We start from the raw sequence: 22,946 nt of genomic DNA, 5'->3' as shown, positions 1-22,946 counted from the left end.
CTTGAGGAACCAATGCTCTGGAAGGGTGTTCTCGTTCCAGAACAAAACTAGAACAATAGGAGTCCCCTATGTCTTCGCAGAATCGTGCAGCGGGTAAAGCTTCCGTTAACCATAAAGCCTCCGCAGAGGCAGATAATCCGAAGGTCAATTCCGATCCTTCCGACAATCAGATCAAGGACCCGGACGAATGGGTGAGCGGCGATGAACCCATGACGGGAGCCCAGGCATCCTACCTCAAGACCCTGTCCGAGCAGGCCCACGATCCGAAAGCCTTCGACCCTGATCTCAGCAAGGCCGAGGCCTCGAAGCGCATCGACGAGCTGAAGCAGAAGCAGGGGCACTGAAGGCTGCCCCCATGTACATAGTGATCCCCGCGAGGGCGGGGAGCCAAAACAGCCGACGGTGCAAATAAGGACGCAAGGCTTCCCGCCTCTTCATGAGCTGTTGTGCCTATGGATTCCAGGCTCGGCTCATGCGAACCGCCCCGGAATGACAACGGCTGGGGAAGGGTTGCCAAAATTGGAATTCCGGCCCTTCCGCAACCCCTCGGGCATCACCACATTATCTCTCGGGAGCGTCATGCTCCGTAGGGATGAGACGTAAGACGATGATGAATTTAGCTTCTCGCCGCAGCCGGGTCATGATCGCCCTGGCGGCCGCATTGGTCTTCGCCGGCAGCGCGGCCGAGGCCCGCGTCGGGCGGGGAAGCGGCAGTTTCGGCTCGCGCGGCGCGCGCACCTACACGCCTCCCCCAGCCACGAGAACGGCGCCTGACGCCGCGGCCCCGATCCAGCGCTCGCAGATTCCGAACCAGGGTCCGAACGTCACCCGTCCGGGAACGCCTGCCCCGAACGTGGCGCAGCCGCGCCGCTTCGGCTTCGGCACGGGCCTGATGGCTGGCCTTTTCGGCGCAGGCCTGCTCGGCCTGCTGTTCGGCAACGGGTTCTTCGGCGGTCTCGGCGGCCTCGCCTCGATCTTCGGCCTTCTGCTCCAGATCGGCCTCGTGGTCCTGCTGGTCTCCTTCGCCATGAAGTGGTTCCGCCGCCGTCAGGAGCCGGCCTATGCTGGTTCAGGCCAGGGTCATGCCCGCTCCATGGGCGGCAGCGTGCCTCCGGCAGGTGGACGGCCCACCACGGGCGGCGGTCTTGGTGCCGGCTTGGGCGGCCTTGCCGGTGGTCTGGGCGGAGCGCTTGGCGGCATGTCCAGAGGGACACAGTCTCAGGGCGCGCAGTCCCGTCCCGGCGTGCGGGATGAGATCGGCATCGGCGAGCGCGACTTCGCGGCCTTCGAGCGTGGTCTCGTCGAGATGCAGGATGCCTATTCCCGCGAGGACGTCGCCAAGCTCTGGACGCTCGCGACCCCCGAGATGGCCGGCTACATCCAGGAGGAGCTTAATGACAATGCCGCCCGCGGCGTCGTGAACAAGCTTTCCAACGTGCGCCTCAACCAGGGTGACCTGTCGGAGGCCTGGCGTGAGGGTGCGACGGACTATGCCACCGTCGCCATGCGCTTCGCCATCACCGACGTCATGGTTGACCGTGCAACGGGCCGCGTGGTGGAAGGTGATGCAGGCAAGGTCGAGGAGGCGACCGAACTCTGGACCTTCCGCCGTGATCAGGGCGGACCCTGGAAGATCTCGGCGATCCAGCAGGCCTAAGGCCAATCTCAAGAACGAATACGAAAGCGGCCGGTGAAAACCGGCCGCTTTTTTATGCCGGAATCAATGTTTACTCTGCTGCCTGACGGCGGCCGGAATGCGAACCTTCCCGCACCTCCTCGATGATCTTGTTCACGAAGGCATCGAGGTCGCCGGGGTTGCGGCTGGTGATGAGGCCATGATCGGTCACGACGGTCTCGTCGCGCCACAGCCCGCCGGCATTGACCACATCCGTCTTGATTGAGTGGTAGGACGTGCACGTCCTGCCCTTGATGATGCCCGCTTCGATCAGCAGCCACGGCGCATGGCAGATCGCGGCGACGGTCTTGCCCGAGGAGTAGAAGGCGCGGATGATCTCGATGGCTTTAGGCTCGACGCGCAGCTTGTCGGGGTTGATCTGTCCGCCGGGCAGAACGAGCGCGTCGTAATCGGCCGGGTTCACATCCTCGATGTCCTTGTCGACGGACACGGTCTTGCCCCAGTCGTTCTCGTCCCAGCCGTAGATCTTGTCGGACTTCATGCGCGATTTCGGCGCCGCGACCTCGACCGTCGCACCGGCATCCGACAATTTCTCCTGTGGCACCATGAGTTCCGACTGCTCGAAGCCGTCGGTTGCCATGATGAGGATCCTGGCCTGTTTGATGTCAGGCATGATGCTTCTCCGTTGTTTCGGGGGATCTGTTTGAGAACGGATGGAGCAATGTGGGGTTCCGCGCGGGAGGGTCGCAGTCGGAACCCTGTCTGCGCAGGCCTGTTGACCCAGTCACGGATAAAAATCGAGGAAGAACAATGGTCAATCCAGGTCAGCCGACCAACGAGCCGCTGCCCGGCGGCAACATTCCCAGTGAAGTGCCGCCAGGGTCTATGCCCGACGAGGAGCCGGATATCGGCCCGACGGGACCGCGCACGCCTTACCCGGTCACCGATCCCGGGATCACCGACCCGAAAGGGCCCGGCTCCGAGCCCGATTACCTGCCGGGCAATCCGACAGATCCCGGCACGCGCTACTGAGCAAAAAGAGGCATGTATATGACGAGCGGGCTGCGCAACGGGCCCGCTCAGATTTCCAGAATGGCATAGGGTTTACCGTTCGGCTTCTCGATGTGCTTGGCCACATTGTAGACCGGCTGCCCGCCAGGCGTGCGGCCCTCGAAGCGGCCGCGATGCGCATGCCCGTGCACGATGGCATTGACCTTGAAGCGGTCGATGGTTTCCGCCAGGCGCGACGAGCCCAGGAAAGGATAGATCTCCAATGGCTCGCTCTCGATCGTGTCGGTGACCGGCGCGTAATGAAGGATGACCACGGAGCGCTTGGCGCGCACGTGGCGCATGGCGTTTTCCAGGCGCAGTGTCTCGTTCATAGTCTCGTTGACGAACTGCTTCATGGCGGGTTCGCCGAAATAGCCGAGCATGCGCCGCCCGAAGCCGCCGGCGAACCCCTTCACACCGACGAAGCCGACGCCATCGATCTCGACGGATTGTCCGTCGAGCAGCTTCATGCCGGCATCCCGCAGGATCTGCGCCACCTCTTCGTGGGCGCCGCACTCATAGTCGTGATTGCCGAGCACGCCGATGACAGGGATCGAGCAGGCCTTCAGGTCCTGCGCCAGAAGCTCCGCCTCTTTCGGCTTTCCGAGATCCGTCAGGTCGCCGGCGAGCACCAGCACGTCCGCTTCCCGGGAAATCTCCCCGAAAAGTTCGCGGTAGGATTCGGCGTTGTCTTCGCGAACATGAAGGTCGCCCATGGCTGCGACCTTCAAGGGTTTCTGCACGTCACTCATTCCGCCATTCACCTTCGCCGCCCACATCGGCGAAGCCCCATTGCTTGACATCGATCTCGTAGTCGATGCGGGAGAACATCCGACCGCGGCAGACCTTCATCTGCGGCGGGGGAAGATCAAGCTGCTTGGCGAGCCTGTCGAGAAGCTCGTCCATCACCCAGCGCGGAACCTTGTCGCGCTCGGAGGGGTAGATCCAGCGGAAGTTGAGCAGGTGCATGAGCAGCACCTCCCAATGCACTTCCATGTAGGCCAGGAGACCGTGCCAGTCGATCTGGTCGTGAGCCTTCAGGATCGTATGCGCCACGTCGGCGCCGTCATAGCGGTGGCGCAGCTGGATGAAGCATTTCGACCAAACGAGTTCGGTCGGTCCGACGATGCGCACGGGAGTGCCGAACACCTCGATCTGGCGCGCATGCTCGAACCAGGGATCGCCGATCGGCATGGTGCCGTTCGAGGAGGCGAAGATCACGTCGAAGAAATACTGGCCCTTGAAGACCTTGCCGAGCCAGCGGTCATCCTCGATCTCGACCGAGTAGCCGAGATTCTTGAAATGCGAGAGCACACGCGTGTAGTCGCCGGCCTTGCAGAAGATGTCCAAATCCTTCGTGGGCCGGGTGATGCCCGTATAGGCCGAGAGCGCATAGGTGCCGGCGAGCAGGAAGGGCAGGCCGAGCTGGTTCAGCTCACGAAGAGCCTCGGCATAGAAGGCTTCCGACTCCGGATATTTGAGAGTCGGCTCCGCCTTGGCGTCCATGAGGGGAACGGCCGGATATGTGCCGGAGGGGAGATTTGGATCGTGAACTGCCATGGACCCTGTCCGAAGCGCGGCCAATGATGCCCCGCGTTCGACAACAGAATGGCATTCATGAAGTTCCGAAGCTGCCCAGCTTAATGCCGAAGAGGTGATGTCCGGCTCAGGCGCGCAGCCGCCGCTGCTCCGGGGATTTCTGAGGCGGGGCACCAAGGCCGAGGGATGTCCAGACACCAAGGGTGTTCTGCTCGAACTCGGCAACACGCTGCCGGAGCTCGGCCTCGTGCTCCGCATCGTTCAGCGGCTTGCCGTCCTTCAACAGCCGTTGACCGGCTGCCGACAATACGTTCCCAACGAAGCGGGTCATGTCCGGCTCCTTCTCGTGCAGGGACAGCCACATGAGCTGGCTGATGCGGTCGGCTGCGATGCCGCCGCCCGTCACAGGCGATGCGAAGTAGCTGAACTTCCGCTCGAAGCGCGACTCGTCCGCAACCGCCCTGTTGAACCGGTCCGTCTGAAGCTTTCTCTCGGCAAGGCTATGCTCCGGCAGGCCCGGATGGCAGACCCCGAGGGCCACGAGAATCGTGAGGGCCTGGATCAGGCGGTTGAAGCCGGCCTGAGCCAGGACGGGTTCGGCCATGATCTCGCGCAACGTGCGAGGGCCTTTCTCGAGAGCGGCGATCAAGGGGTCGTAGATGCCGCTGTGCAGTTTGACCGCGTGGCGAAGGCCGCGCACCTCGCGCGGGATCTTGCCGCCTTTTGCCGACAGGGCAAACCGCGTCGCGAGCCATTTCTCGCGAACCTGCTGGGAGGACAGGCGGACAGCTCCCTTGACGAAGATGTCGCGCCGGAACTGCTGGTCGACGATGTGGTCGCGCGTCGTCTGACGTAAGGCGACATTGTCGATCCCGGCGAGGAACTCCCTCTGCTCCTTCGTCAGGTTGATCTCGTCCAGGTTCTCCAGCGCGTTCGCCGGCCCCACCCAGGTCAGTTTCGCATCGGCGAGGTCCTGCGCCAGATCCATGAAGTAGAACGGCTCCGAATTCTGATTGAAGTATTCATGGGCGATGTAGTTGGGATTGTGGCTTTTGAGCTTCTCCAACCGCTTTCCGAGCTTGGGATGGTTGGCGAAATAGCGTGTGTCGAGCGTACCGAGTTTGTCCACGAGATCGAGGAAAGCCGTCACGCGCGACGGCCCGGAGAGCTGCGATCCTTGAGCCGCGGTGTGCTCCAGGAGCAGGCGCCGGAGCGGCATCATGGAGGCCCAGCCGGGCATGGTGTTGTAGGAGATGTAGACGAGCCCACCGGGCTTGAGCTTGCGGCGGATGAACTCGACGATCATCCGCCGGTTCTCAGGCGAGACCCAGCTGTAGATCCCGTGCAGGCAGATGAAATCGAAATCGGGCAGGTCGTTGCGGCCGAGAAATTCGGCGAAGCTGTCGTCATAGAAGTGGACGTTCTTCAAGGCGGCCGCCTGGGCGAGGTTCTGCGCACCGACGATATGGCCCGGGTTGAAGTCCGTGGCATGAAACTGGATCTGCGGATTGGCCGCCGCCAGCAGGTTGGTCGAAAAGCCCTGGCCACATCCAAGCTCGCAATAGTTCAGCGGCGAAGCGCTCAGGTCGGGCGATTGCACACCCTGGAGAAGGGCGAGAAAGCCCAGGAGGCTCGGCGTCAGCTCCTGGTAGAAACCGTGGGTGTACTCGACATCGACAACATAGCCTGCTGACCAATTCGCCATGACAATATCCCGGCTGCCTGAAGATGATGTCTCCACCCCAAGGCAGGCAAAAGAAAAGTTATAAAATAACCTATGTCAGGCGTCTTACTCCAGTTCAATCCTTTTCTGCTGACCTCAGGGAAGATTGGTTAAATCTAATGATCGCCGTGCGAGACCCGGGCGTCGCGCGGGCTGTTGAGGATTTCGAGCAGGCTTTGGGCGATGTGGCGGGCCTCGTCATCCTTAAGGCGCAGCAGGAAGGGTGGCATCATCCCGGCCTGAAGCGCCACCACGGCCATGCCGTGCTCGTCCATGCCGATGTCGATGGTTTGGGAGGTCACGTCCACCAGCTCCTCCGGCATTTCGTCGCCTTCGCCGGTGCTCTCGCCGATGGCGGAAAGCAGCTGGCTCACGGCCCGCACCAGCGAGCGGGCAGCATGGGGGTCCATGACCACGGCGGTCGACTGCTCGCCCTTCTGAAATGACAGCTGAATATTGTCGCCTTCGAGCGTGACCGAAATGCCTGCCATGAGTGTCCTCGTCCTTCCCGTCCCCATATGGGGGCTATCCGCATTGAGGGAAAGGGAAGGGACTTGGTACGACAGATGCGCCTCGTCCCCAAGGGGAGAAGCGCATCCTGGTAAATCATCGGCTACGGTGCCGGCGGCGCTGCCGCCTGTCAGATCCCGCTGCCCGAGGTGCCGCCGGTCCTGCGGCGTGACGCGGCGGTTCCGGCCTCCGGTGCCCCCGTACTGCCGGCGCCGGCCGCGCCGGAGAGCATGCTGCCGCCCATGCCCGCATCCGCAGCCTGCTGGATGCGCAGGTTGTTCTGCACATGGGTGACGCCGGAGACAGCCTCGGCGAGGTCCTCCGCATGGCGCTTCTCGAAGCGGCTGTTGACCGTTCCGGTCAGCGTCACCTCCCGGTTCTCCACCCGCACCTCGATCTCGGACGCGTCGAGATGCGGATCCTCGGTCAGCCGGTCGTTGACATCCTCCAGGATCCGAGCGTCGGAGCGCTGATAGCCTTTGGGTCCGCGCCCGCGATGCTGGCCGGCCTCGCGCAGGTCCCTGTCGCGGCGGCGCTCAGCCTCGTCATCCCCGAACCAGGACCTCACCTCGTCGCCCGCCCGGTCGAAGAAGCCGCGCTCCTCGTTGTAGTCGCGCGAGCCGCGGCCGAAGCTCTCCGAGCCGGAGCGGTCCCGCCCGTAACGATCCTGACCGAATTGATCGGGATCGCGACGGCGGTCCGTGTCGAAGGCGGGACGGTCATTGCCGACCACGTCGTGCCAGTCGAGGGCCGAACCGCCCGTGCCGTAGCCAGCCGAGTCCCCGAAATCGCGTTCGCGGCCAAAATCGCGTTCGCGGCGTTGAGCATAACCTTCCCCGCGACCCTCGTTCGATCCGGCGCGGCGGTCATAGCCGGCGCTGCGGTTGCCGAAGCCGCGGCGGGCGGTGTAGCCGTCATCCTCGCGCTCGCGCCAGTCGGAATCCTGATTGCCATAGCGGTTGCGGTCGTTGGCCATGATGCGCTCCTCCTTGCTGGTGTCCGGGCCGCTGAAGGGCCCGCTCTCGCGCAACCAACGTGAGGCGCGAAGCTCTGTTCCTGGGTCGGGCCGCGCCTCCCATCGTCTGTTTTTGCCGCCCCGCTTGAACGCTCCCGGCGCCGTCGCATTGAGGGAATGAGCAATCCATCCTGCGGGATGTCTCCAAGGCGATCGAGGGTCACGATGGCGGATCTGTCCGGATTGAGCGATGAGGCGCTGGCGGTGTTCGCCTTCGCCGCCTATCACCAGCTCTCGAGCGGCCAGATGGTCCGCAGCGTGGTGCAGAAGGACGGCGCCGGCCACAAGGCGAGCGACAAGGCCGTGGAGGAACTCAAGGGCAGCGACCTCATCGAGGCCGACGGCACCGAGATCCGGTTCACGCCCCGAGGGGAGGAGGCCCTGCAGGGTATGATCTCCCGCCTCCGGGGCGGCCGGCAGGGCTGATCCGGGATCGCCTGCTTCCACAGGCCGTTCTCAGGGAGATCCTGGGAGCGTTGCCTTGCATTTGCCCCATCCGTACCCTACGTAGTTGCCATCGACATTTGGCCGGACGACTGGGCTTCCCGCTTTGGCACTGCCGGGCGCACGTTCCTTCTCTACCATCTATCGACTAACGGATGTCTGGCCTTGGCCCACATCCACGTGCAAACGACAGTGAAAGGAATTCCCATGGAAACGGGAACCGTGAAGTGGTACAATGAAACCAAGGGTTATGGTTTCATCCAGCCCGACAACGGCGGCAAGGACGTGTTCGTTCATGCCACAGCGCTTGAGCGCGCCGGTATGCGCAGCTTGCGCGAAGGCCAGAAGATCTCCTATGAGCTTCAGACCGACCAGCGCACGGGTCGCGCTTCTGCAGTGAACCTGCAGAACGCGTAAGCTTTCATGCCGGAGGACGTGCCCGCCACGTCCTCTTGCATATGGGCCGTTCCGCTTCAGGAGCGGCTTTTTTGTTATGAGGAAAGGCTTTGCATGGCAAAGGAAGAACTGATCACCTTCGAAGGACTTGTGACCGAAATTCTGCCTGACGCGCGCTACCGCGTGCAGCTCGACAACGGGCACGAGGTCATCGCCTACACGGCCGGCAAGATGAAGAAGAACCGCATCAAGACGCTCGCCGGCGACCGCGTGACCGTCGAGATGTCGCCCTACGACCTGGAAAAGGGCCGGCTGATCTTCCGTCACAAGGATTCGGGTGCCTCTTCCGGTCCGCGCCCGCCGCAGCGCGGCAATCCGCAGTTCCGGCGCCGCTGAACCGACAGGCGCACCCGTTCGGACGCGCCTGTCGACCAGAAGCTTGTTGAGTGCTGCGCCGAGCGCCCGTCAGGCGACCGCGTGCATCACCGAGAGGGTGACGCGGTCCGGGCCGATATCCTCCTCCATGTCGGTGAAGTGCATCAGCTCGGCGAGCCGGTTGCGGGCGCGGTTCACGCGGCTCTTGATGGTGCCGACCGCGCAGCCGCAGATCTCCGCCGCCTGCTCGTAGGAGAAGCCCGAGGCCCCCACCAGAAGCAGCGCCTCGCGCTGGTCGTGGGGCAGCATGGCGAGCGCCTTCTGCAGATCCTCGAAATCGAGATGGGGCAGCTGGTCCGGCTGCACCGAGAGGGCGGCGGCGTACTTCCCGTCCGCATCCTCGACCTCGCGGCGGCGCTTGCGGTATTCGGAATGGAACAGGTTGCGCAGGATGGTGAAGAGCCAGGCCTGCATGTTGGTGCCGGGCTGGAAGCGATCGATATTGGCGATCGCCCGCATCAGGGTCTCCTGCACCAGGTCGTCGGCGCGGTCCACGTTGTTCGTCAGCGAAATGGCGAAGGCTCTCAGGTTCGGCGTCGCCTTGAGCATGGAATCGCGCAAATCGGTATCGATACTCATGACTGCTGCTTCTCCGGCTTGCGCTCGTCCAGCCGATTGATGATCTCGATGAAACGGTCGGGGACCGGCTGCTCGCCGAGCGCCAGCGTCTCGTAGAACTGACGCAGCCTCTGCCCGATCTGGGCCTGCACCGAACGGCTCAGGGCCGGGGAGGAGGATGGATTGAGGCCAGGAACGGAATCTGGATCGTCGTAGGGCATGCGGTTCGGATTCTTCTTCTGCATTGGGTTATCCTGGACCATCGTGAGCGAGCGACTTCCCGCAGCGGACGCGCGGAAAGGCGGCACCCAATCGCCGAGGAGGTAACGTCAAGCCGTTGTGATCGTTCCGCATCTGGGCCTACCCCTTCGGGACTCATCCACAGGCAAAAGACGGGGCGGGACGCGGAACCTTTCCCGTACGGCCAAGTTTCCTCCGCATGAAGCGCGGCCGTTCGGAAAGGCCGTGGCTGGAGGGAGATTTTTACCATGGCACTCAGCACCATCCTGCTCATTCTCGTGATCCTGCTGCTCATCGGCGCCGTGCCGGCCTGGCCGCACAGCCGCGGCTGGGGCTACGGCCCGAGCGGTCTGCTCGGCGTGGTCCTCGTCATCCTCATCATCCTGCTGCTGATGGGTCGGCTCTGAGGACTGACGCGATCTGAACGCTGGCGACACCTGATCGAACGCGATGGCCGGGCAATGTCCCGGCCATCGCTGTTTCCGGGCCCCGCTTTTCCTGGCCCCGCTTTTCCTGGCCCAGCGACCAAACAGCCCATTGGGCCGAAATTCCTGACAGCCCTGCCGGAACGTGATAGTGAAACGCCTGCGGATCTGGGTCCGCTTCATTGTTGAACAGCCTGTTTGAAATCAAAGAATGAAGGTTGGAAATGGCGAGATATTTCGGGGGGCGCGGGGACGACTTGCTGCGCGGCGGCAAGGCGATGGACCTCATCAAGGGCTATAACGGCAACGACCGCATCTATGGCGGGGCCGGCAACAACACCATCGACGGCGGCGACGGCCACGACCGGATCTGGGGCGGCGCAGGGAACGACCTGCTGACCGGCGGCAACGGCCGCGACCGGATCTGGGCCAATGCCGGCAACGACAGCATCGATGGCGGCACCGGCGCCGACGATCTCCAGGGTGGTGCGGGCAACGACGCGATCCTGGGCGGCGCCGGCTTCGACATGATCTTCGGCGGCGACGGCAACGACGTCGTCAACGGCGGCGCCGGCACGGACTTCCTGCGCGGCGGCAAGGGGCAGGACAGCTTCACCTTCGACAAGGGGTTCGGGCACGACCGCATCCGCGACTTCAACCAGGCCGACGACCTCATCGACCTGCGCAACACGGACGTGACCGCCTTCGAGCAGCTGAAAGTTGCCATCAAGGGCGGCGCCACGGTCGTGGACACGGGCACCGGCACGATCACCCTGCAGGGCTTCAAGGGCACGCTCACGGCGGACGACTTCCTGTTCTGAGGGCTAGCCTCAGCGAGAGAAAGAAAGGCGGCTCCAGGGCCGCCTTTTTGCTGTTCGGGTTGCGTCCTTGTCTTCCGCGGCGGCATCCCATGTCGGGACTACGTCCACGACGGCCGGGCCTTGGCCCTGCGCCGCTGCTCGCTCCAGAAGGTCCGGTACTCGTCGAGCTCGTAGCGGACCGCATCGGCGAAGAGCTGGCGCTGCTGCAGGTAGCAGGGCGGCCCGTATCCGCCCTGGCAGCTTTCGTGGTGCCGGCACGTGCGCCGGCGGCAGAGCCGGTGCGCCCTGAGCAGGTCGGACAGGCGCTGCAGGGTGTCGTCGAAATCGGGCATGATGCAAAGGGGGATATCGTCGTCGGGGATCATGATGGGTCTCTCGCGCAATGATGACGTTAGGGAATGAATGAAAAGGCTTGGGTGAAGAAGGTTTGGATGAGGAAGGCACGGGCCTTCGGTCCCGGGGCCGCTCGGACCCCGGGAGGAAAGGCAATCGAGGGTGGCATGTCGGGCAGCCCGGCTCGATGATGTGTGGTGAGAAGTGAGAGCCGAACTGCTCGTCACGCGCGGTTTGTTTCAGCGGACCTGGATCAAGCCAGGATCGGCCACCCGCGATCACAGGGGTGCGAAGCCTGCGGCGGGACCGCTCCCTGCCCCACTCTTGCGACGCCTCGCGAGCGCGCCCCTCGAGGGCGGGGATGCCCAACGATATAGCCGAGCTTAGGACGATTGTCAAGAACAAAGTGAGAACATTATTGTTCGTGTGCCTATCATCCACTCGTCATGGCCGCACTTGTTGCGGCCATCCACGTCTTCGGAACCGCAGCGTTGCAAAGACGTGGATCCCCGGATCAAGTCCGGGGATGACGATCAGGGTTCGTTAGGCCTGGGAGGAATGTCATTCCCGGCCGCAGCGCCAGCGGAGGGAAAGGGAATCCCTAGCGCCGAGCATGACCATGGATCCCCTTCCCGGCCTTCCGGCCGCCGGGGATGACACCCTCTGTATCGCGAACCGCTCAACCCTCATCCTGAGGAGCAGCCGCAAGGCTGTATCTCGAAGGAGGGTTCAGAGATCACTGGATCCTCCTTCGAGACGGTCGCTTCCGCGACCTCCTCAGGATGAGGGTTATGGTTCCTGAAATGGCGATGGCCGGGACCAATACTCGGATCGCTCCTGTTGTTGGAGACCAACACTCACGATGCGGGCGCAAGATGCTTCAGCCTGGTGGGACGTTTGCTCTAGCTAGGTTATATACTGAGCATCAGGGATCAGTAAGATGATGAGATACCTCAGCTACGCTACGTGCTTTAGGTACTCATCCATAGTGATGCAGTGGCACTCGCCAAGTTTGTCGTAAAACTTTATCCGAGTGCGTCGATCAGTGATGATCGCTCTATCATTCGCCACCGCGATCGCAGCCACGGTCCATTCACCGTCGGTATTGTTGAGGCCAAAAAAACCAAATGTGGCTTGTTGCTGCTCTGCTAGTGCTGCGGCCTGGAGGCGATGCTCTTGTAGAACCTTTTCCGTCTTAAAATCTACAATGAGCTTCAGAATCTCAGCTTGATCCGGATAAGCGTCACAAAATTCCCGCCAAGTCCGGTTGTAGATTTGAATTGATCCGTCCAGCACTCCCGCAGTAATTGCCGCTTGCTCATTTCCTGTTGCATTTGACCAACTCAATATACCTCTCATGTCGAGAACGTAGGTGGCACCATTCTTAGGCATCCTCTACATCCTCCGCACGAGCTGAGGATGCATTCTCGAAATATGAGTCCTGCCACTTCGGTTTGATGCCAGCGATGCGGTAGATTTCTATGTCGTCTAAATCGCCGGCGCGTTTCGCTCCCCCGAAGACACTTGCGAAGGCGAACCCATACTTAGAAAGTTTATATTTCCATTCGTCGGCCCGCCTGCCACCACCACCAGCTTTTTTATAATCGGGGTCACCATTGGCTGAGATGTAAGACTGCCATGCCCCATGTGCACTTTCTTGATACCGGTCAGCTTCAATCAACCGAAGAAGGCTGGCATGAAGTGAGAGTTTCGTCAGTTGTGAAAATTGACGGAGTTCACTTATGTCAAAGTCACTCTTGGTGATGCTGATTTTGGCTGCAGCCTCAACAACCTCATCTGGCGCAATGAACATTGCTGCAAACTTGTTGCAACGACGCTCTATGGCGTTCGACATGATGTTCGGATCGGAGATACCACTCTGTCCTAGAAGGACGTGGCAGAGTTCATGAGCTAAAGTGAAAAGCCGACGCTCGTAGCTTTGTTGATAAGTATTTATTACAATAACATCATAACCATCAGAGTTGGATATGCAGAAGCCAGCTCCATCTTCCTTAGGAAAGCTCTGCTGAATGACGAATATTTGATGTTGCTCAATGGCTTTCCTAACGTCAGAGTAGAAAAGCCGAGCATCCGGAGACTTAAGCTGCCCAATCGTACTTAGACCTAGTATTTTTCTAATTGTTTTTGCGGTTTCAGCAGGACGTATATCTTTTAGATCTTCTTGGCGAAGTTGCTTGGATGCGTCATATGCTTCTAAATCGTTTGCAGCGTGCTGTATTGATCTCGCAAGCTCAATTGCTTTCAAGGTTTCCCGGGTGTACTTTGAGCCTCTAGGCTTAGAAAGCCGGAAGTCCGGGACTGCAGAAGGTATAGGCGGTAGCTTATCAAGAAACAGAAAAAATCTGGGACAAGTAGTTCGCCAGCAATCCGCTTGAGAAGAGTCTCCTTTCGTTTAAAATCTCCAGCTATAGCCTCACTTAACTCATTAACTGAGACTTCAAGTCTTGCACTTAGATCACGAAACGATAGTCCGCGTGCGTCTAGTAGAGTATCGACGTTCTGTTTAATGCTGTGTGCCATCCGAACCATACCGAATCTCGAATAGGCTTTTACAATGAAACTTGCAGACTTTTCCAGCTTAATTCAACTAGGGGTAGGTTTGCACGCTGGCACAGCTCTTTTCCAGTTCATTAGCGAGTTCGCTAGTGCCCCACTAAGCAAGAAGCTGGGGCGCCTACATAAGATCGCAGAAGAGAGAGCGAAGCGAGATGCTTCTCTTTCGGACCTTGTGGATCAAAGCTTGGACTTGTTGTCGGATCTTGATCTTAAGGTCGTGCAATTCTTCAATGAATATAAGTTGGCCATAACGATAAATTTGGCTATATCAATAGCACTAACAGTTATTCTGTGTATTGCTGCTTTTCCGCCAGATTTTTTAGTGGCTCCTAGTCTCGCTGTTTTGACGACATTCCTATCCGTTGTTCCGGCTCCATTGTCGGTTGCGATACTTTGGTACAGGTGGACGCGAAACACATCATTTCTCTCGGAAGCAACGGGCAAGTTAGAGAAGAAGATGTTAGGTCTCAAAACTTAAACAAGCTGATCCTAAAGAACCCCACTGCCTCCCACCACGTTCTCCCCACCGTGCGGAGAACTCTTGATGCCTCTCGTCATCCAGGCCGGCCTGTGGGGCCTGCTCAGCGGGTCGGCCCTCGTGCTGGGGGCGCTCCTCGGGTATTTCTTGAAGCTGCCGCAGCGGGTGATTGCGGCGGTGATGGCGTTCGGGGCCGGCGTGCTGATCTCGGCGCTGTCCTTCGACCTCATGGACGAGGCCTATCGCACGGGCGGCTTTCTCTTCACCTCGCTCGGCTTCCTCGCGGGCGCCGCGGTCTACACAGTGGCGAACATCCTCGTGTCGCGCCGGGGCGCCAAGCACCGCAAGCGCTCCGGCTTTGCTGAGGATGCGCGCCAGGCCCATCGCGACGAGGCGGGGAGCGGCACGGCCATCGCGCCAGCGCATCGTGCGAAAAAGTGGAGACCGGTTTTTCGCGCCGAACGATGCGCCATTTTGAAATGAGCATCGGATGGGTCCCAAAAGTGGCGTCCACTTTTGGGTCCGATGCGAGGCGCGCTCCTCGACGGCATTCCGGAATCCATCGTGATCGGCGTGAGCCTTCTGGAGGGGGCGGGCGTGAGCCTAGTCGCCGTGGCGGCGGTGTTTCTCTCCAACCTGCCGGAGGGGCTCTCCAGCGCCGCCGGCATGCGCCGGGCCGGGCGCTCCAAGGCTTACATCTTCGGCATCTGGGGCGGCATCGCGCTGACCTCCGGCGTCGCGGCGCTCCTCGGCTACAGCGCCTTCGCCGATGCGAGCCCCGCCACCATCGCCTTCGTGACGGCGGTCGCGGCCGGCGCGATCCTCGCCATGCTCGCCGACACCATGGTGCCGGAAGCCTTCGAGACCGCCCACGAATATGCCGGCCTCATCACCGTCGCCGGCTTCCTCGCGGCGTTCACCCTGTCGCGGGTCATGGGGGTGTGAGGGCAGGGGTGGGGGTGGCTTGGCTGGGTGAAACCTCACCATTTGTCATGGCCGGGCCTGTCCCGGCCATCCCGATCCTGTGAGGCTCGGCGCTTCAGTCAATCGGGATCACCGGCACAAGGCCGGTGATGACGTGGTCGAGAGCCTTGCCTCTCCTCATCAAGAGCCTCGCCCCGACTTTGCGACCCCCACCCCTACCCCTCCCCGCAAGGGGGAGGGGAAACACGCGCCATATTCTCCATCGGCCAGACTCTCCGAGTGAGGGCTTGTCCGATGCCCTAAACAGGGATGGCCGGAACAGGTCCGGCCATGATGGTGCGTAGGGGAGGGTGGGCTCAGCCCGGAATCCGCCCCTCGTATTCCTGCTTCAACCGGCTCCAGCCGTCCCAGAAGGGTGCCGGCGCTTCGCCGGCGGCGCGGGCGGCCAGGATGTCGAGGTGCATGTGCCAGCCGGCGCTGACGTTGAGCATGGTCGAGCGGTCGGGCAGGCGGCGGTGGATCACGGTGAGCAGCGCCTTGCTGCCGATGGGCTCCAGGGTGAAGGTGACGCCGCCGGTCGAGCCCCAGGCGATGGACAGCTTCCTGGGCGGGTCGAGCTCGGTGATCCGGCTCTGCATCCGGTGCTCCTCGGGAAAGCCCTCCGGGCGCGGGCCTGGCGGGTCGCTGAGCTCGTCGTTGCGCCAGACGAGCTCGAAGGGCGCGCCGACCGCCAGCGCCATCTCGCCCGCCGCCAGCCATTGCCGGCGTAGCTCGCTCTGCGTGAGGTAATCCCAGATCCGCTCGACGGGGCCGGGCAGCAGGCGCTGGATCGTGAGCGTCGCGGGCTCGGTGAGCACGCCGAACGCGTCCGGGGTCGCAAGCTTGGTGGGCGTGAGGTCATTCATGGTCGTCTCCTTCGGGGGCGGGGGCATTACGAGCATCCTCCTCGTGGAGGAGCCGGTCGAGCACATCCAGACGGCTGGTCCAGAAGCGTTCATAGAAGCTCAGCCAGTCATGGGCGCCGGCGAGCGGGCCGGGGTCGAGGCGGCAGACATGGGTGCGGCCGCGGATCTCGCGCCGGATCAGCCCGGCATTTTCCAGCGCCTTGATGTGCTTCGAGGCGGCGGCCAGCGAGATCGCGAACGGCTCCGCCAGCTGGCTCACCGTCCGCTCGCCGCGGGCGAGGTCGTGGAGCATCTGCCGACGGGTGGCGTCGCCGAGGGCGTGGAAGACGGTGTCGAGGTGGGGGGCATGTAATTCAACCATGTGGTTGAATATGCATGAGGGGCATGTGATTGTCAACCGGATGGTTGAATATTTTGATCCCGTCGCGAGGGGCCTGCCGTCATGGCCGGGCTCGTCCCGGCCATCCACGTCTTGCGGCGGTTGAAGACGTGGATACCCGCAACAAGTGCGGGCATGACGAGAGAGGCAGGAGCATTCCGACTTCTGCCCGGACGGTGTAGATTGAACGAGGGGGCTCGGAGGTTGCGACGATGCCCATCTATCTCGACCGGCACGACCTGAAGGGGCTGACCGCCACCGATATCGCCGAGGCGCACCGCAAGGACCTGGAGGTGCAGGGGCGCTACGGGGTGCGGTTCCTGACCTACTGGTTCGACGACACCCGCGGCACGGCGTTCTGCCTCATCGACGCGCCCGACATCGGCACGGCCATGCGGGTGCACGACGAAGCCCATGGGGAGATCGCGCGGGACGTGATCGAGGTCGACCTCTCCGCCGTCGAGGCTTTTCTCGGCCGCATCTCCGATCCGGAACCGGCGGCGCATTGCTGCGACGGCCGCGTCGATCCGGCCATGCGCACCATCATGTTCACCGACATCGTCGATTCCACCGCCATGACCGCGCGCCTCGGCGATGTGCGCGCCGTCGAGATGGTGCGCGCGCACGATGCCATGGTCCGCCGGGCGCTGCACAACAAGGGCGGGCGCGAGGTCAAGCACACCGGCGACGGGATCATGGCCGTCTTCGACGATGCGGCCGCCGCCGTGGACAGCGCCCGCGCCATCCAGCAGGCCTTCGAGGCCTTCAACCTCGCCAGCCGCGAGAAGCTGCAGGTGCGCATCGGCCTCGATGCCGGCGAGCCGGTCGCCGACCACAACGACCTGTTCGGCGCGACCGTGCAGATGGCGGCGCGCCTGTGCCAGAGCGCGGAGCCCGACACCATCGTGGTGTCGGAAGCGCTCTCAAGCCTCGTGCCCGACCGCTCCCGCCTCGTGGATCTGGGCCTCAGAACACTGAAGGGTTTCGCGCGGCCGGTCGAAGCTTACGAGGTGGCGTGGCGGTGAGGCCGCCATACCTTCATCGGCGGCTCGGTCGCGGTGGGCATTGTCGAAAGCATCCCTGGCTGAGGAGGTCGCAATCGAAAGCGCAAGCCGTTTACCATGCGGGAAACGGCTCCGGCTTTTGCCTGTCGACAAGGGTGCGCGCGAGTTGACGGAACGTTTCGAGCCTGTTGTCTGGTGACATCGTTTTCAACGATCTCTTTGGGGCAACATGAAGAAGCTGATCCTTATCGCAGCCATGGGCTTGGCTGCATCCGGCACCGGTGCGCTCGCGCAGTCGAAGTTCGGCGCCAACATGCGCTGGTGCGGCAGCTCGCCGGAATTCAAGCTCTCGGGCGTGCCGAAGGGTACCGCAAAGCTCGAGTTCAACATGGTCGATCTGAACGTGCCGGGCTATCGCCACGGGGGCGGGACGATGCCGTATCAGGCGGGGCAGAACACGATCGACTGCAGCGCGGTCTCGGCTGCCGCGCTCGGCGGCTACAATGGCCCGAGCCCGCCTCCCGGCCAGGTGCATACCTATCAATGGACAATCAAGGCGCTCGATGCGAGTGGCGGCGTCCTCGGTCAGGCCGTCACGCAGCGGAAATTCCCGGAGTAACCGCGCCCGCGAAGGGAGGCGATCTCCCTTCGCCATTCCCCGTTTCGGGTCAGCCCCAAGGATGGAGCGTAGCGTCAGAACCGGGCGGTGAACTGGCCGCGGATGGACTGGCTGTGATCCCGCTCCCCGATCTGGCCATCATAACGCAAGCCGAGCGTTGCAGACGCGGTCACGGCCCAATCGAGGCCTGTCTCGACGATCAGGTTGTCGCGGTCGTGCGGCGTGCCGACGATCAGGAATGGATCGCCTCCCGCGATGAACCCGTTGACCGTCATCGGCAGGCGGTCGCCGAAGGCGTGCTGCCATCCGAGGAAGGAATAGCCCGTGAGGCGGCCGTCGCCTGAAAGGTTGCCGGAGAGACGGACGCCCAGGGTCGAGGAGATCGTGTCGAAGCCGCGCGTCGTGCCGTTCAGCGCCATCGCGCCGCCCTCCTCGACGAAGGAGCCTGAGTTCGTATGCAGGTACGACAGGTTGGCGATGGGCTCGGCCGTCAGGCGCCCGAATCGTATCGGATAGCCGACCTCGGCAAAGAGCCCGGCGCTGTCGGGCGAGAGACTGCCTCGGGCCCTATCGGAAAAGCCGGTGAACGTTGCACTTCGGCTGACATCGATCTCGTGGCGGGCATAGGTGGCGCCGCCGCGCAGGCTAAAGCCGCCGACCGCCCCGGATCCATAGAGCGCTGCATGATAGCTGTCGATGCTGCCTGACGAGAGGCGACCGGTCACGTCGAACGAGGTGTGGGTATAGGCTCCGGCCATGCCGATCCGCCAAGCCGTGTCGAACGCAGTCTCGGCTCCGAGGATGAGGCCCCCGGTCGATGTGTCAATGGCGGCGACGCCGAGATCCTGCCGCCCGCCCTGATGTCCCCATGTGCCGAAGACCTGCCCCCAGAGATCGACTCCGAGGCTGCGTGCCGATGCGGGCGCCGCAGGAAAGGCCGAGGTCGGCGCATAGGCGAGGGGGCCTGCAGGCGCAGCAGGCACAGGCGTCCCGCCGGCACTCCGCAGGCGAGCGAGCAGGGTGCGGTGGATGGTGTCCGCATCCGCCGCAGCAACGCCGACGGCGCTGGCATAGGCCTCGCCGGACAGAAGGTCGAGGGCCAGGAGAACCTCGGGGATCGTGGGCTGCGCCAGGACCGTCGCCAGGAGCGGCCCGCGGAGGCCCTGAGACTCGATGGCTCGGCCGGTGCTGATCTGGTTCCAGGTGCGGCCGACCTGATCGAGGGTGATCACCGGCGGATTCGGTTCGTCCGGATCATCGGGATTGTCCGGCGGGTCTTGAGGGTCTTGGGGATCTTGAGGTTCCTGTGTCGTCCGCTGGAGCGAGACATAGACGTTCGTGGCATCGTAGCTCAGCACGGCCTGCAGCAGCGCGAGGCTTGCCGTCGAACTCTGGAACCGCCCGTCCGCCAGGGTGTTGGCGGTCAGGATGCGGTAGGGCGTGTTGAGCACGTAGCCGCGCGAGACGTCCACGGACACGGCGCCGCCGTTGATGGTCGCGGTGCCGTTCACCTGCAGCCGGTCGCTCTCGCCCTGTCCGTTGACACGCACGTGGAAGCGGGAATCCGCTGCGAGCGTTGCGGCAGAGGCCGTGAGGACCCCCGGCGCCGTCGACCCGCCTGGCGCCACCGTCCCGCCTGCGGCGACATCGAGCGATCCGACTGTGCCCGTGCCGCCGAGGGTGCCACCGCTGGCGACAGTCGTTGCAGAGTTGACCATGATGCCGTCGACGAACAGACGGCCTTCGCTGACACGCAGGGGCAGCGCATCATTGTTGGTGCCCGTGAGCGTCCAGTCGAAGCCGCCGATCTTCTCCAACCGCTCGAAGTTGCGGTAGGCGCCCGCTGTCGATTCGATCTGGGAGACATCGAGCCTGCCGGCATCCACGCCGAAGGCGAGAGTGTCAGTATCCGGTCCAGCGTCGATGAACGTGTTGAACGACGAGGATCCGCCGACAACATAGGTATCGTTGCCGCTACCGAGATTCGCCGCAGCAAAGGTCGAGGCACTGCGAAGCACGCCGAAGTTTTCCAGGCGATCGTTCCCCGAAGTCGCTCCAAAGGCATAGGCGCGCAGCGAGTCGATCAAACCATGATTGATGGTGAGGGTCGATTGACCAGTCGCGCCGAAGATCATGATACCGATCCCGCCACCCGTTAAGGGCCGGCTGGTAATCTCGCCGTTGTTGATGATGGTGGCGTTATTGGAGGCAACGACCTGGATGCCATAGCTGTCGATGGCATCTGCTCTAATAAATCCATCATTACGGATCGTATTGCCGCTCCCGCGCGAGACTTGGATCAATTGGCCCCTTACATCCCTGGCCAGCGTTCCTGTGTTGACGACGGTATTTCCGCTTCCGTCGACCAGGAACATGGAACCGCCGACCGAAGAGCTGAGGGTCGCTGCGTTCTCGATCCGGCTGTCGGTGCGGATCGTCACGAAGGGCAAGGGGGAGGTGAAGGTTGCCTCGCTTTGGATGGCGATCTGCACGTCCCTACTGCCGGCGACGGCTGTCACGGATGTGTCCTGGTCGCCTCCGGTTGCCGGGCAGGTGACCCGCGCGCCGCTCTCGGGAGCAGCCACCGTTCCGGGCCCACTCGTCAGCACGCAATCCGCTGCCGCGCGGTTGAGAGTGCACAGGGACGTAGTGGCTGTGAGGGTGAGCAGCAACAGGCGCAAACTCAGATTGCGGGCAGAGCGGTTGGAATGAATCATGAAGACAATTACCGGCGCGAGAGTATCGAACCGTTATCTCACAAGGATTCTCCCACTTCTCCTCTCCAAATAGAGAGGATCGGCTTCAAGCTGCGTTTGCAATGACTACTGCCGATGCTCCCTTCTTTGATGAGCGCATCGTTGGGCGCGCAAAACCGGGTCCACTTTTCTGCACGATGCGCTAGCGCGAGCCGGCTTCTCCCATCCCTGCCGGATTATCGCCGCTTCCCGCCCCCGCCTTTGTATTTCGGCTTCTGCCCCGCGAGCCCTTGCGTCGAGCGCGCCGCAGGGCGTTCGCGGAAGTTCAGCGGGACCTCGCGGTCCGTGCCGGGGCCCATCTCGTCGAGGCCGGGCTTGCGGATGCGGGTGCCCTCGTCCGAGCGGCCCTTGCCTGTCGGCCCATAGGCATCGGAATCCTCGTCGCCCGCCGTGGCGCCTTCACCGGAAGGCGGCAGGCCCTTGGGCGGCAGGTTGGCGCTGCGGCCGTATTTGCGCGCGCCGCCATACTTGCCGGCATCCCGCTCCACATCGGATTGGCGCGCCATCGGGTCGTCGCTGATGGCGAGCTCCGTCGCCTGCAGGCGCTTGAGCTCGTCGCGCAGCCGTGCGGCCTCCTCGAATTCCAGGTTCGCGGCGGCTTCGCGCATGCGCTTTTCCATGTCCGCGATGACGGCCTTGAGGTTGTGGCCGACCGTCCTGTCGGCGAGGCCCGTATCGACCGAGACGTGATCGCGCTCGTAGACGCTCTCAAGGATATCGGCGATGTTCTTCTTCACCGATTGCGGCGTGATGCCGTGCTCGGCGTTGTAGGCGAGCTGCTTCTCGCGGCGGCGGTTGGTCTCGGCGATCGCGCGCTCCATGGAGCCGGTGATCTTGTCCGCGTAGAGGATCGCCTTGCCCTCCACGTTACGTGCCGCGCGGCCGATGGTCTGCACGAGAGACGTCTCAGAGCGCAGGAAGCCCTCCTTGTCCGCATCCAGAATGGCGACGAGCGCGCATTCGGGAATGTCGAGGCCCTCGCGCAGGAGGTTGATGCCGATGAGCACGTCGAAGGCACCCAGGCGCAGGTCGCGGATGATCTCGATGCGCTCCAGCGTGTCGATGTCCGAGTGCATGTAGCGCACGCGGATGCCGTTCTCGTGCATGTACTCGGTGAGGTCCTCGGCCATGCGCTTGGTGAGCGTGGTCACGAGCGTGCGGTAGCCGTTCGCTGCCAGCTCCTTCACCTCGTGCACCAGGTCGTCGACCTGCGAGCGCGCCGGGCGGATCTCCACGATGGGATCGACGAGGCCGGTCGGGCGGATGACCTGCTCGACGAAGATGCCGCCGGTCTGCTCCATCTCCCACTTGGCGGGCGTCGCCGACACGTGCACCGATTGCGGGCGCATGGCATCCCATTCCTCGAAGCGCAGGGGGCGGTTGTCGAGGCAGGAGGGGAGGCGGAAGCCGTACTCGGCGAGCGTCGCCTTGCGCCGGAAGTCGCCGCGATACATGCCGCCGATCTGCGGCACGGTGACGTGGCTCTCGTCGGTGAAGACGAGCGCATTGTCGGGCAGATACTCGAAGAGCGTCGGCGGCGGCTCGCCAGGCTTGCGGCCGGTGAGATAGCGCGAATAGTTCTCGATGCCGTTGCACACGCCGGTGGCCTCGATCATCTCGAGGTCGAACTGCGTGCGCTGTTCGAGCCGCTGCGCTTCGAGCAGGCGGCCCATGCGGGCAAGCTCCTGCAGGCGGTGCTGCAGCTCGTCCTGGATGCCCTTCACGGCCTGCTGCAGGGTCGGACGCGGCGTCACGTAGTGCGAGTTGGCGTAGACCTTCACGAATTGCAGGTCGTTGGTCTTCTTGCCGGTGAGCGGATCGAACTCGACGATGCTCTCGATCTCGTCGCCAAAGAGGCCGATGCGCCAGGCGCGGTCCTCCAAGTGGGCCGGAAAGAGCTCGATCACGTCGCCGCGCACGCGAAAGGTGCCGCGGGCGAAATCGCTCTGGATGCGCTTGTACTGCAGGGCCACGAGATCGGCGATGAGCTGGCGCTGCTCGATCTTCTCGCCGACCTTCACGGAAAACGTCATGGCCGTGTAGGTCTCGACCGAGCCGATACCGTAGATGCACGACACCGAGGCGACGATGATCACGTCGTCGCGCTCCAAGAGCGCGCGCGTCGCCGAGTGGCGCATGCGGTCGATCTGCTCGTTGATGGAGCTTTCCTTCTCGATGA

Annotated in this window: 27 protein-coding genes; 12 read left to right on the top strand and 15 right to left on the bottom strand. The window is 62.8% G+C overall.

What is annotated here, in order from left to right:
• Nucleotides 1-68: 68 nt before the first annotated feature.
• Nucleotides 69-344, top strand: a complete 276-nt coding sequence (locus tag ILT44_RS19230) for a DUF3072 domain-containing protein (RefSeq protein ID WP_204241231.1) — start codon at nt 69-71, stop codon at nt 342-344.
• A gap of 263 nt (nt 345-607) precedes the next feature.
• A complete protein-coding gene (locus ILT44_RS19225) occupies nt 608-1,657 on the top strand; it encodes a Tim44 domain-containing protein (RefSeq protein ID WP_204241230.1) in 1,050 nt (349 codons plus the stop codon).
• A gap of 70 nt (nt 1,658-1,727) precedes the next feature.
• Here the strand turns inward: ILT44_RS19225 and ILT44_RS19220 are convergent, their stop codons facing one another.
• On the bottom strand, nt 1,728-2,309 hold the full coding sequence (locus ILT44_RS19220) for a type 1 glutamine amidotransferase domain-containing protein (protein ID WP_204241229.1): 582 nt from the start codon (nt 2,307-2,309) through the stop codon (nt 1,728-1,730).
• Between the two features lie 137 nt (nt 2,310-2,446).
• Here ILT44_RS19220 and ILT44_RS19215 point away from each other — a divergent pair, with 137 nt between their 5' ends.
• Complete coding sequence (locus ILT44_RS19215; protein ID WP_204241228.1) at nt 2,447-2,668, top strand: hypothetical protein; 222 nt, start codon at nt 2,447-2,449, stop codon at nt 2,666-2,668.
• A 47-nt stretch (nt 2,669-2,715) separates the two neighbouring features.
• Here the strand turns inward: ILT44_RS19215 and ILT44_RS19210 are convergent, their stop codons facing one another.
• The 5 genes from ILT44_RS19210 to ILT44_RS19190 all read right to left on the bottom strand — a co-directional run bounded on the left by ILT44_RS19210 (nt 2,716) and on the right by ILT44_RS19190 (nt 7,434).
• On the bottom strand, nt 2,716-3,438 hold the full coding sequence (locus tag ILT44_RS19210; protein WP_204241227.1) for a metallophosphoesterase family protein: 723 nt from the start codon (nt 3,436-3,438) through the stop codon (nt 2,716-2,718).
• On the bottom strand, nt 3,431-4,246 hold the full coding sequence (locus tag ILT44_RS19205) for a nucleotidyltransferase family protein (protein ID WP_204241226.1): 816 nt from the start codon (nt 4,244-4,246) through the stop codon (nt 3,431-3,433). Before ILT44_RS19205 ends, ILT44_RS19210 begins: the two co-directional genes overlap by 8 nt.
• A 106-nt stretch (nt 4,247-4,352) precedes the next feature.
• Entirely contained in the window at nt 4,353-5,930 is a 1,578-nt protein-coding gene (locus tag ILT44_RS19200; RefSeq protein ID WP_204241225.1) for a class I SAM-dependent methyltransferase, read from the bottom strand.
• Between the two features lie 134 nt (nt 5,931-6,064).
• Complete coding sequence (locus ILT44_RS19195) at nt 6,065-6,439, bottom strand: hypothetical protein (RefSeq protein ID WP_204241224.1); 375 nt, start codon at nt 6,437-6,439, stop codon at nt 6,065-6,067.
• Nucleotides 6,440-6,588: 149 nt separating this feature from the next.
• On the bottom strand, nt 6,589-7,434 hold the full coding sequence (locus tag ILT44_RS19190) for a BON domain-containing protein (protein WP_204241223.1): 846 nt from the start codon (nt 7,432-7,434) through the stop codon (nt 6,589-6,591).
• Nucleotides 7,435-7,638: 204 nt separating this feature from the next.
• On the opposite strand from ILT44_RS19190, the gene ILT44_RS19185 reads away from it, so the two are divergent.
• The 3 genes from ILT44_RS19185 (at nt 7,639) to infA (ending at nt 8,709) form a co-directional block, all read left to right on the top strand.
• Entirely contained in the window at nt 7,639-7,899 is a 261-nt protein-coding gene (locus ILT44_RS19185; protein ID WP_204241222.1) for a hypothetical protein, read from the top strand.
• 225 nt (nt 7,900-8,124) lie between these two features.
• The gene (locus ILT44_RS19180; protein ID WP_204241221.1) at nt 8,125-8,334 is read left to right on the top strand and encodes a cold-shock protein; all 210 of its coding nucleotides are present in this window, start codon (nt 8,125-8,127) and stop codon (nt 8,332-8,334) included.
• A 93-nt stretch (nt 8,335-8,427) separates the two neighbouring features.
• Nucleotides 8,428-8,709, top strand: coding sequence for a translation initiation factor IF-1 (gene infA / locus ILT44_RS19175; RefSeq protein ID WP_027314981.1), 282 nt, complete (start codon nt 8,428-8,430; stop codon nt 8,707-8,709).
• A 69-nt stretch (nt 8,710-8,778) separates the two neighbouring features.
• Here infA and ILT44_RS19170 read toward each other — a convergent pair whose 3' ends face one another.
• Both ILT44_RS19170 and ILT44_RS19165 read right to left on the bottom strand, forming a co-directional pair.
• Nucleotides 8,779-9,327 carry a sigma-70 family RNA polymerase sigma factor gene (locus ILT44_RS19170; RefSeq protein WP_204241220.1) on the bottom strand — a complete coding sequence of 183 codons (549 nt, stop codon included), beginning with the start codon at nt 9,325-9,327 and terminating at the stop codon, nt 8,779-8,781.
• Nucleotides 9,324-9,551, bottom strand: a complete 228-nt coding sequence (locus ILT44_RS19165) for a NepR family anti-sigma factor (protein WP_204241219.1) — start codon at nt 9,549-9,551, stop codon at nt 9,324-9,326. Before ILT44_RS19165 ends, ILT44_RS19170 begins: the two co-directional genes overlap by 4 nt.
• A gap of 243 nt (nt 9,552-9,794) precedes the next feature.
• Here ILT44_RS19165 and ILT44_RS19160 point away from each other — a divergent pair, with 243 nt between their 5' ends.
• Together ILT44_RS19160 and ILT44_RS19155 are read left to right on the top strand one after the other, a co-directional pair.
• Nucleotides 9,795-9,953, top strand: coding sequence for a DUF3309 family protein (locus tag ILT44_RS19160; RefSeq protein WP_204241218.1), 159 nt, complete (start codon nt 9,795-9,797; stop codon nt 9,951-9,953).
• Nucleotides 9,954-10,195: 242 nt separating this feature from the next.
• Nucleotides 10,196-10,792: a calcium-binding protein gene (locus ILT44_RS19155; protein WP_204241217.1), complete on the top strand. Its 597-nt coding sequence runs from the start codon at nt 10,196-10,198 to the stop codon at nt 10,790-10,792.
• Between the two features lie 98 nt (nt 10,793-10,890).
• Here ILT44_RS19155 and ILT44_RS19150 read toward each other — a convergent pair whose 3' ends face one another.
• From ILT44_RS19150 to ILT44_RS19140, 3 genes are all read right to left on the bottom strand, one after another.
• Nucleotides 10,891-11,157 carry a hypothetical protein gene (locus tag ILT44_RS19150; RefSeq protein WP_204241216.1) on the bottom strand — a complete coding sequence of 89 codons (267 nt, stop codon included), beginning with the start codon at nt 11,155-11,157 and terminating at the stop codon, nt 10,891-10,893.
• 925 nt (nt 11,158-12,082) lie between these two features.
• A complete protein-coding gene (locus ILT44_RS19145; protein ID WP_204241215.1) occupies nt 12,083-12,517 on the bottom strand; it encodes a hypothetical protein in 435 nt (144 codons plus the stop codon).
• Nucleotides 12,510-13,391 (bottom strand): ImmA/IrrE family metallo-endopeptidase, encoded by an 882-nt coding sequence (locus tag ILT44_RS19140; protein ID WP_204241214.1) that lies wholly within the window; start codon nt 13,389-13,391, stop codon nt 12,510-12,512. The genes ILT44_RS19145 and ILT44_RS19140 overlap by 8 nt, the downstream gene beginning before the upstream one ends.
• Nucleotides 13,392-14,246: 855 nt before the next feature.
• Between ILT44_RS19140 and ILT44_RS19135 the strand changes: the two genes are divergently transcribed.
• Both ILT44_RS19135 and ILT44_RS19130 read left to right on the top strand, forming a co-directional pair.
• Nucleotides 14,247-14,663 (top strand): ZIP family metal transporter, encoded by a 417-nt coding sequence (locus ILT44_RS19135; RefSeq protein WP_204241213.1) that lies wholly within the window; start codon nt 14,247-14,249, stop codon nt 14,661-14,663.
• 33 nt (nt 14,664-14,696) lie between these two features.
• Nucleotides 14,697-15,125, top strand: coding sequence for a ZIP family metal transporter (locus ILT44_RS19130; protein WP_204241212.1), 429 nt, complete (start codon nt 14,697-14,699; stop codon nt 15,123-15,125).
• Nucleotides 15,126-15,460: 335 nt separating this feature from the next.
• Here the strand turns inward: ILT44_RS19130 and ILT44_RS19125 are convergent, their stop codons facing one another.
• Complete coding sequence (locus tag ILT44_RS19125) at nt 15,461-16,009, bottom strand: SRPBCC family protein (RefSeq protein ID WP_239468385.1); 549 nt, start codon at nt 16,007-16,009, stop codon at nt 15,461-15,463.
• Nucleotides 16,002-16,370, bottom strand: a complete 369-nt coding sequence (locus tag ILT44_RS19120; protein WP_204241210.1) for an ArsR/SmtB family transcription factor — start codon at nt 16,368-16,370, stop codon at nt 16,002-16,004. The genes ILT44_RS19125 and ILT44_RS19120 overlap by 8 nt, the downstream gene beginning before the upstream one ends.
• A gap of 230 nt (nt 16,371-16,600) precedes the next feature.
• Here ILT44_RS19120 and ILT44_RS19115 point away from each other — a divergent pair, with 230 nt between their 5' ends.
• On the top strand, nt 16,601-17,413 hold the full coding sequence (locus ILT44_RS19115) for a nickel-binding protein (protein WP_204241209.1): 813 nt from the start codon (nt 16,601-16,603) through the stop codon (nt 17,411-17,413).
• 208 nt (nt 17,414-17,621) lie between these two features.
• On the top strand, nt 17,622-18,011 hold the full coding sequence (locus ILT44_RS19110; protein ID WP_204241208.1) for a YbhB/YbcL family Raf kinase inhibitor-like protein: 390 nt from the start codon (nt 17,622-17,624) through the stop codon (nt 18,009-18,011).
• Nucleotides 18,012-18,085: 74 nt separating this feature from the next.
• On the opposite strand, the gene ILT44_RS19105 is transcribed toward ILT44_RS19110, so the two are convergent.
• Nucleotides 18,086-20,728 (bottom strand): autotransporter family protein, encoded by a 2,643-nt coding sequence (locus ILT44_RS19105; RefSeq protein ID WP_204241207.1) that lies wholly within the window; start codon nt 20,726-20,728, stop codon nt 18,086-18,088.
• A 215-nt stretch (nt 20,729-20,943) separates the two neighbouring features.
• A partial coding sequence (gene uvrB / locus ILT44_RS19100; protein ID WP_204241206.1) for an excinuclease ABC subunit UvrB occupies nt 20,944-22,946 on the bottom strand: 2,003 nt, incomplete at its 5' end.

It is taken from the genome of Microvirga arvi, assembly GCF_016892765.1.
Taxonomy (GTDB): Bacteria; Pseudomonadota; Alphaproteobacteria; order Rhizobiales; family Beijerinckiaceae; genus Microvirga; species Microvirga arvi.
Note: the sequence above shows the minus strand (reverse complement) of the source record. Positions and strands in the feature narration are given on the sequence as shown.

Excerpts from the sequence above, each read along its gene's own strand:
- ILT44_RS19205 (WP_204241226.1), bottom strand. The coding sequence starts at position 4,246 with ATGGCAGTTCACGATCCAAATCTCCCCTCCGGCACATATCCGGCCGTT.
- ILT44_RS19170 (WP_204241220.1), bottom strand. The coding sequence starts at position 9,327 with ATGAGTATCGATACCGATTTGCGCGATTCCATGCTCAAGGCGACGCCG.
- ILT44_RS19195 (WP_204241224.1), bottom strand. The coding sequence starts at position 6,439 with ATGGCAGGCATTTCGGTCACGCTCGAAGGCGACAATATTCAGCTGTCA.
- ILT44_RS19225 (WP_204241230.1), top strand. The coding sequence starts at position 608 with ATGATGAATTTAGCTTCTCGCCGCAGCCGGGTCATGATCGCCCTGGCG.
- ILT44_RS19150 (WP_204241216.1), bottom strand. The coding sequence starts at position 11,157 with ATGATCCCCGACGACGATATCCCCCTTTGCATCATGCCCGATTTCGAC.
- ILT44_RS19230 (WP_204241231.1), top strand. The coding sequence starts at position 69 with ATGTCTTCGCAGAATCGTGCAGCGGGTAAAGCTTCCGTTAACCATAAA.
- ILT44_RS19185 (WP_204241222.1), top strand. The coding sequence starts at position 7,639 with ATGGCGGATCTGTCCGGATTGAGCGATGAGGCGCTGGCGGTGTTCGCC.
- ILT44_RS19105 (WP_204241207.1), bottom strand. The coding sequence starts at position 20,728 with ATGATTCATTCCAACCGCTCTGCCCGCAATCTGAGTTTGCGCCTGTTG.
- ILT44_RS19200 (WP_204241225.1), bottom strand. The coding sequence starts at position 5,930 with ATGGCGAATTGGTCAGCAGGCTATGTTGTCGATGTCGAGTACACCCAC.
- ILT44_RS19160 (WP_204241218.1), top strand. The coding sequence starts at position 9,795 with ATGGCACTCAGCACCATCCTGCTCATTCTCGTGATCCTGCTGCTCATC.
- ILT44_RS19110 (WP_204241208.1), top strand. The coding sequence starts at position 17,622 with ATGAAGAAGCTGATCCTTATCGCAGCCATGGGCTTGGCTGCATCCGGC.
- ILT44_RS19125 (WP_239468385.1), bottom strand. The coding sequence starts at position 16,009 with ATGAATGACCTCACGCCCACCAAGCTTGCGACCCCGGACGCGTTCGGC.
- infA (WP_027314981.1), top strand. The coding sequence starts at position 8,428 with ATGGCAAAGGAAGAACTGATCACCTTCGAAGGACTTGTGACCGAAATT.
- ILT44_RS19215 (WP_204241228.1), top strand. The coding sequence starts at position 2,447 with ATGGTCAATCCAGGTCAGCCGACCAACGAGCCGCTGCCCGGCGGCAAC.
- ILT44_RS19135 (WP_204241213.1), top strand. The coding sequence starts at position 14,247 with ATGCCTCTCGTCATCCAGGCCGGCCTGTGGGGCCTGCTCAGCGGGTCG.
- ILT44_RS19180 (WP_204241221.1), top strand. The coding sequence starts at position 8,125 with ATGGAAACGGGAACCGTGAAGTGGTACAATGAAACCAAGGGTTATGGT.
- ILT44_RS19190 (WP_204241223.1), bottom strand. The coding sequence starts at position 7,434 with ATGGCCAACGACCGCAACCGCTATGGCAATCAGGATTCCGACTGGCGC.
- ILT44_RS19210 (WP_204241227.1), bottom strand. The coding sequence starts at position 3,438 with ATGAGTGACGTGCAGAAACCCTTGAAGGTCGCAGCCATGGGCGACCTT.
- ILT44_RS19165 (WP_204241219.1), bottom strand. The coding sequence starts at position 9,551 with ATGCAGAAGAAGAATCCGAACCGCATGCCCTACGACGATCCAGATTCC.
- ILT44_RS19220 (WP_204241229.1), bottom strand. The coding sequence starts at position 2,309 with ATGCCTGACATCAAACAGGCCAGGATCCTCATCATGGCAACCGACGGC.
- ILT44_RS19145 (WP_204241215.1), bottom strand. The coding sequence starts at position 12,517 with ATGCCTAAGAATGGTGCCACCTACGTTCTCGACATGAGAGGTATATTG.
- ILT44_RS19115 (WP_204241209.1), top strand. The coding sequence starts at position 16,601 with ATGCCCATCTATCTCGACCGGCACGACCTGAAGGGGCTGACCGCCACC.
- ILT44_RS19155 (WP_204241217.1), top strand. The coding sequence starts at position 10,196 with ATGGCGAGATATTTCGGGGGGCGCGGGGACGACTTGCTGCGCGGCGGC.
- ILT44_RS19120 (WP_204241210.1), bottom strand. The coding sequence starts at position 16,370 with ATGGTTGAATTACATGCCCCCCACCTCGACACCGTCTTCCACGCCCTC.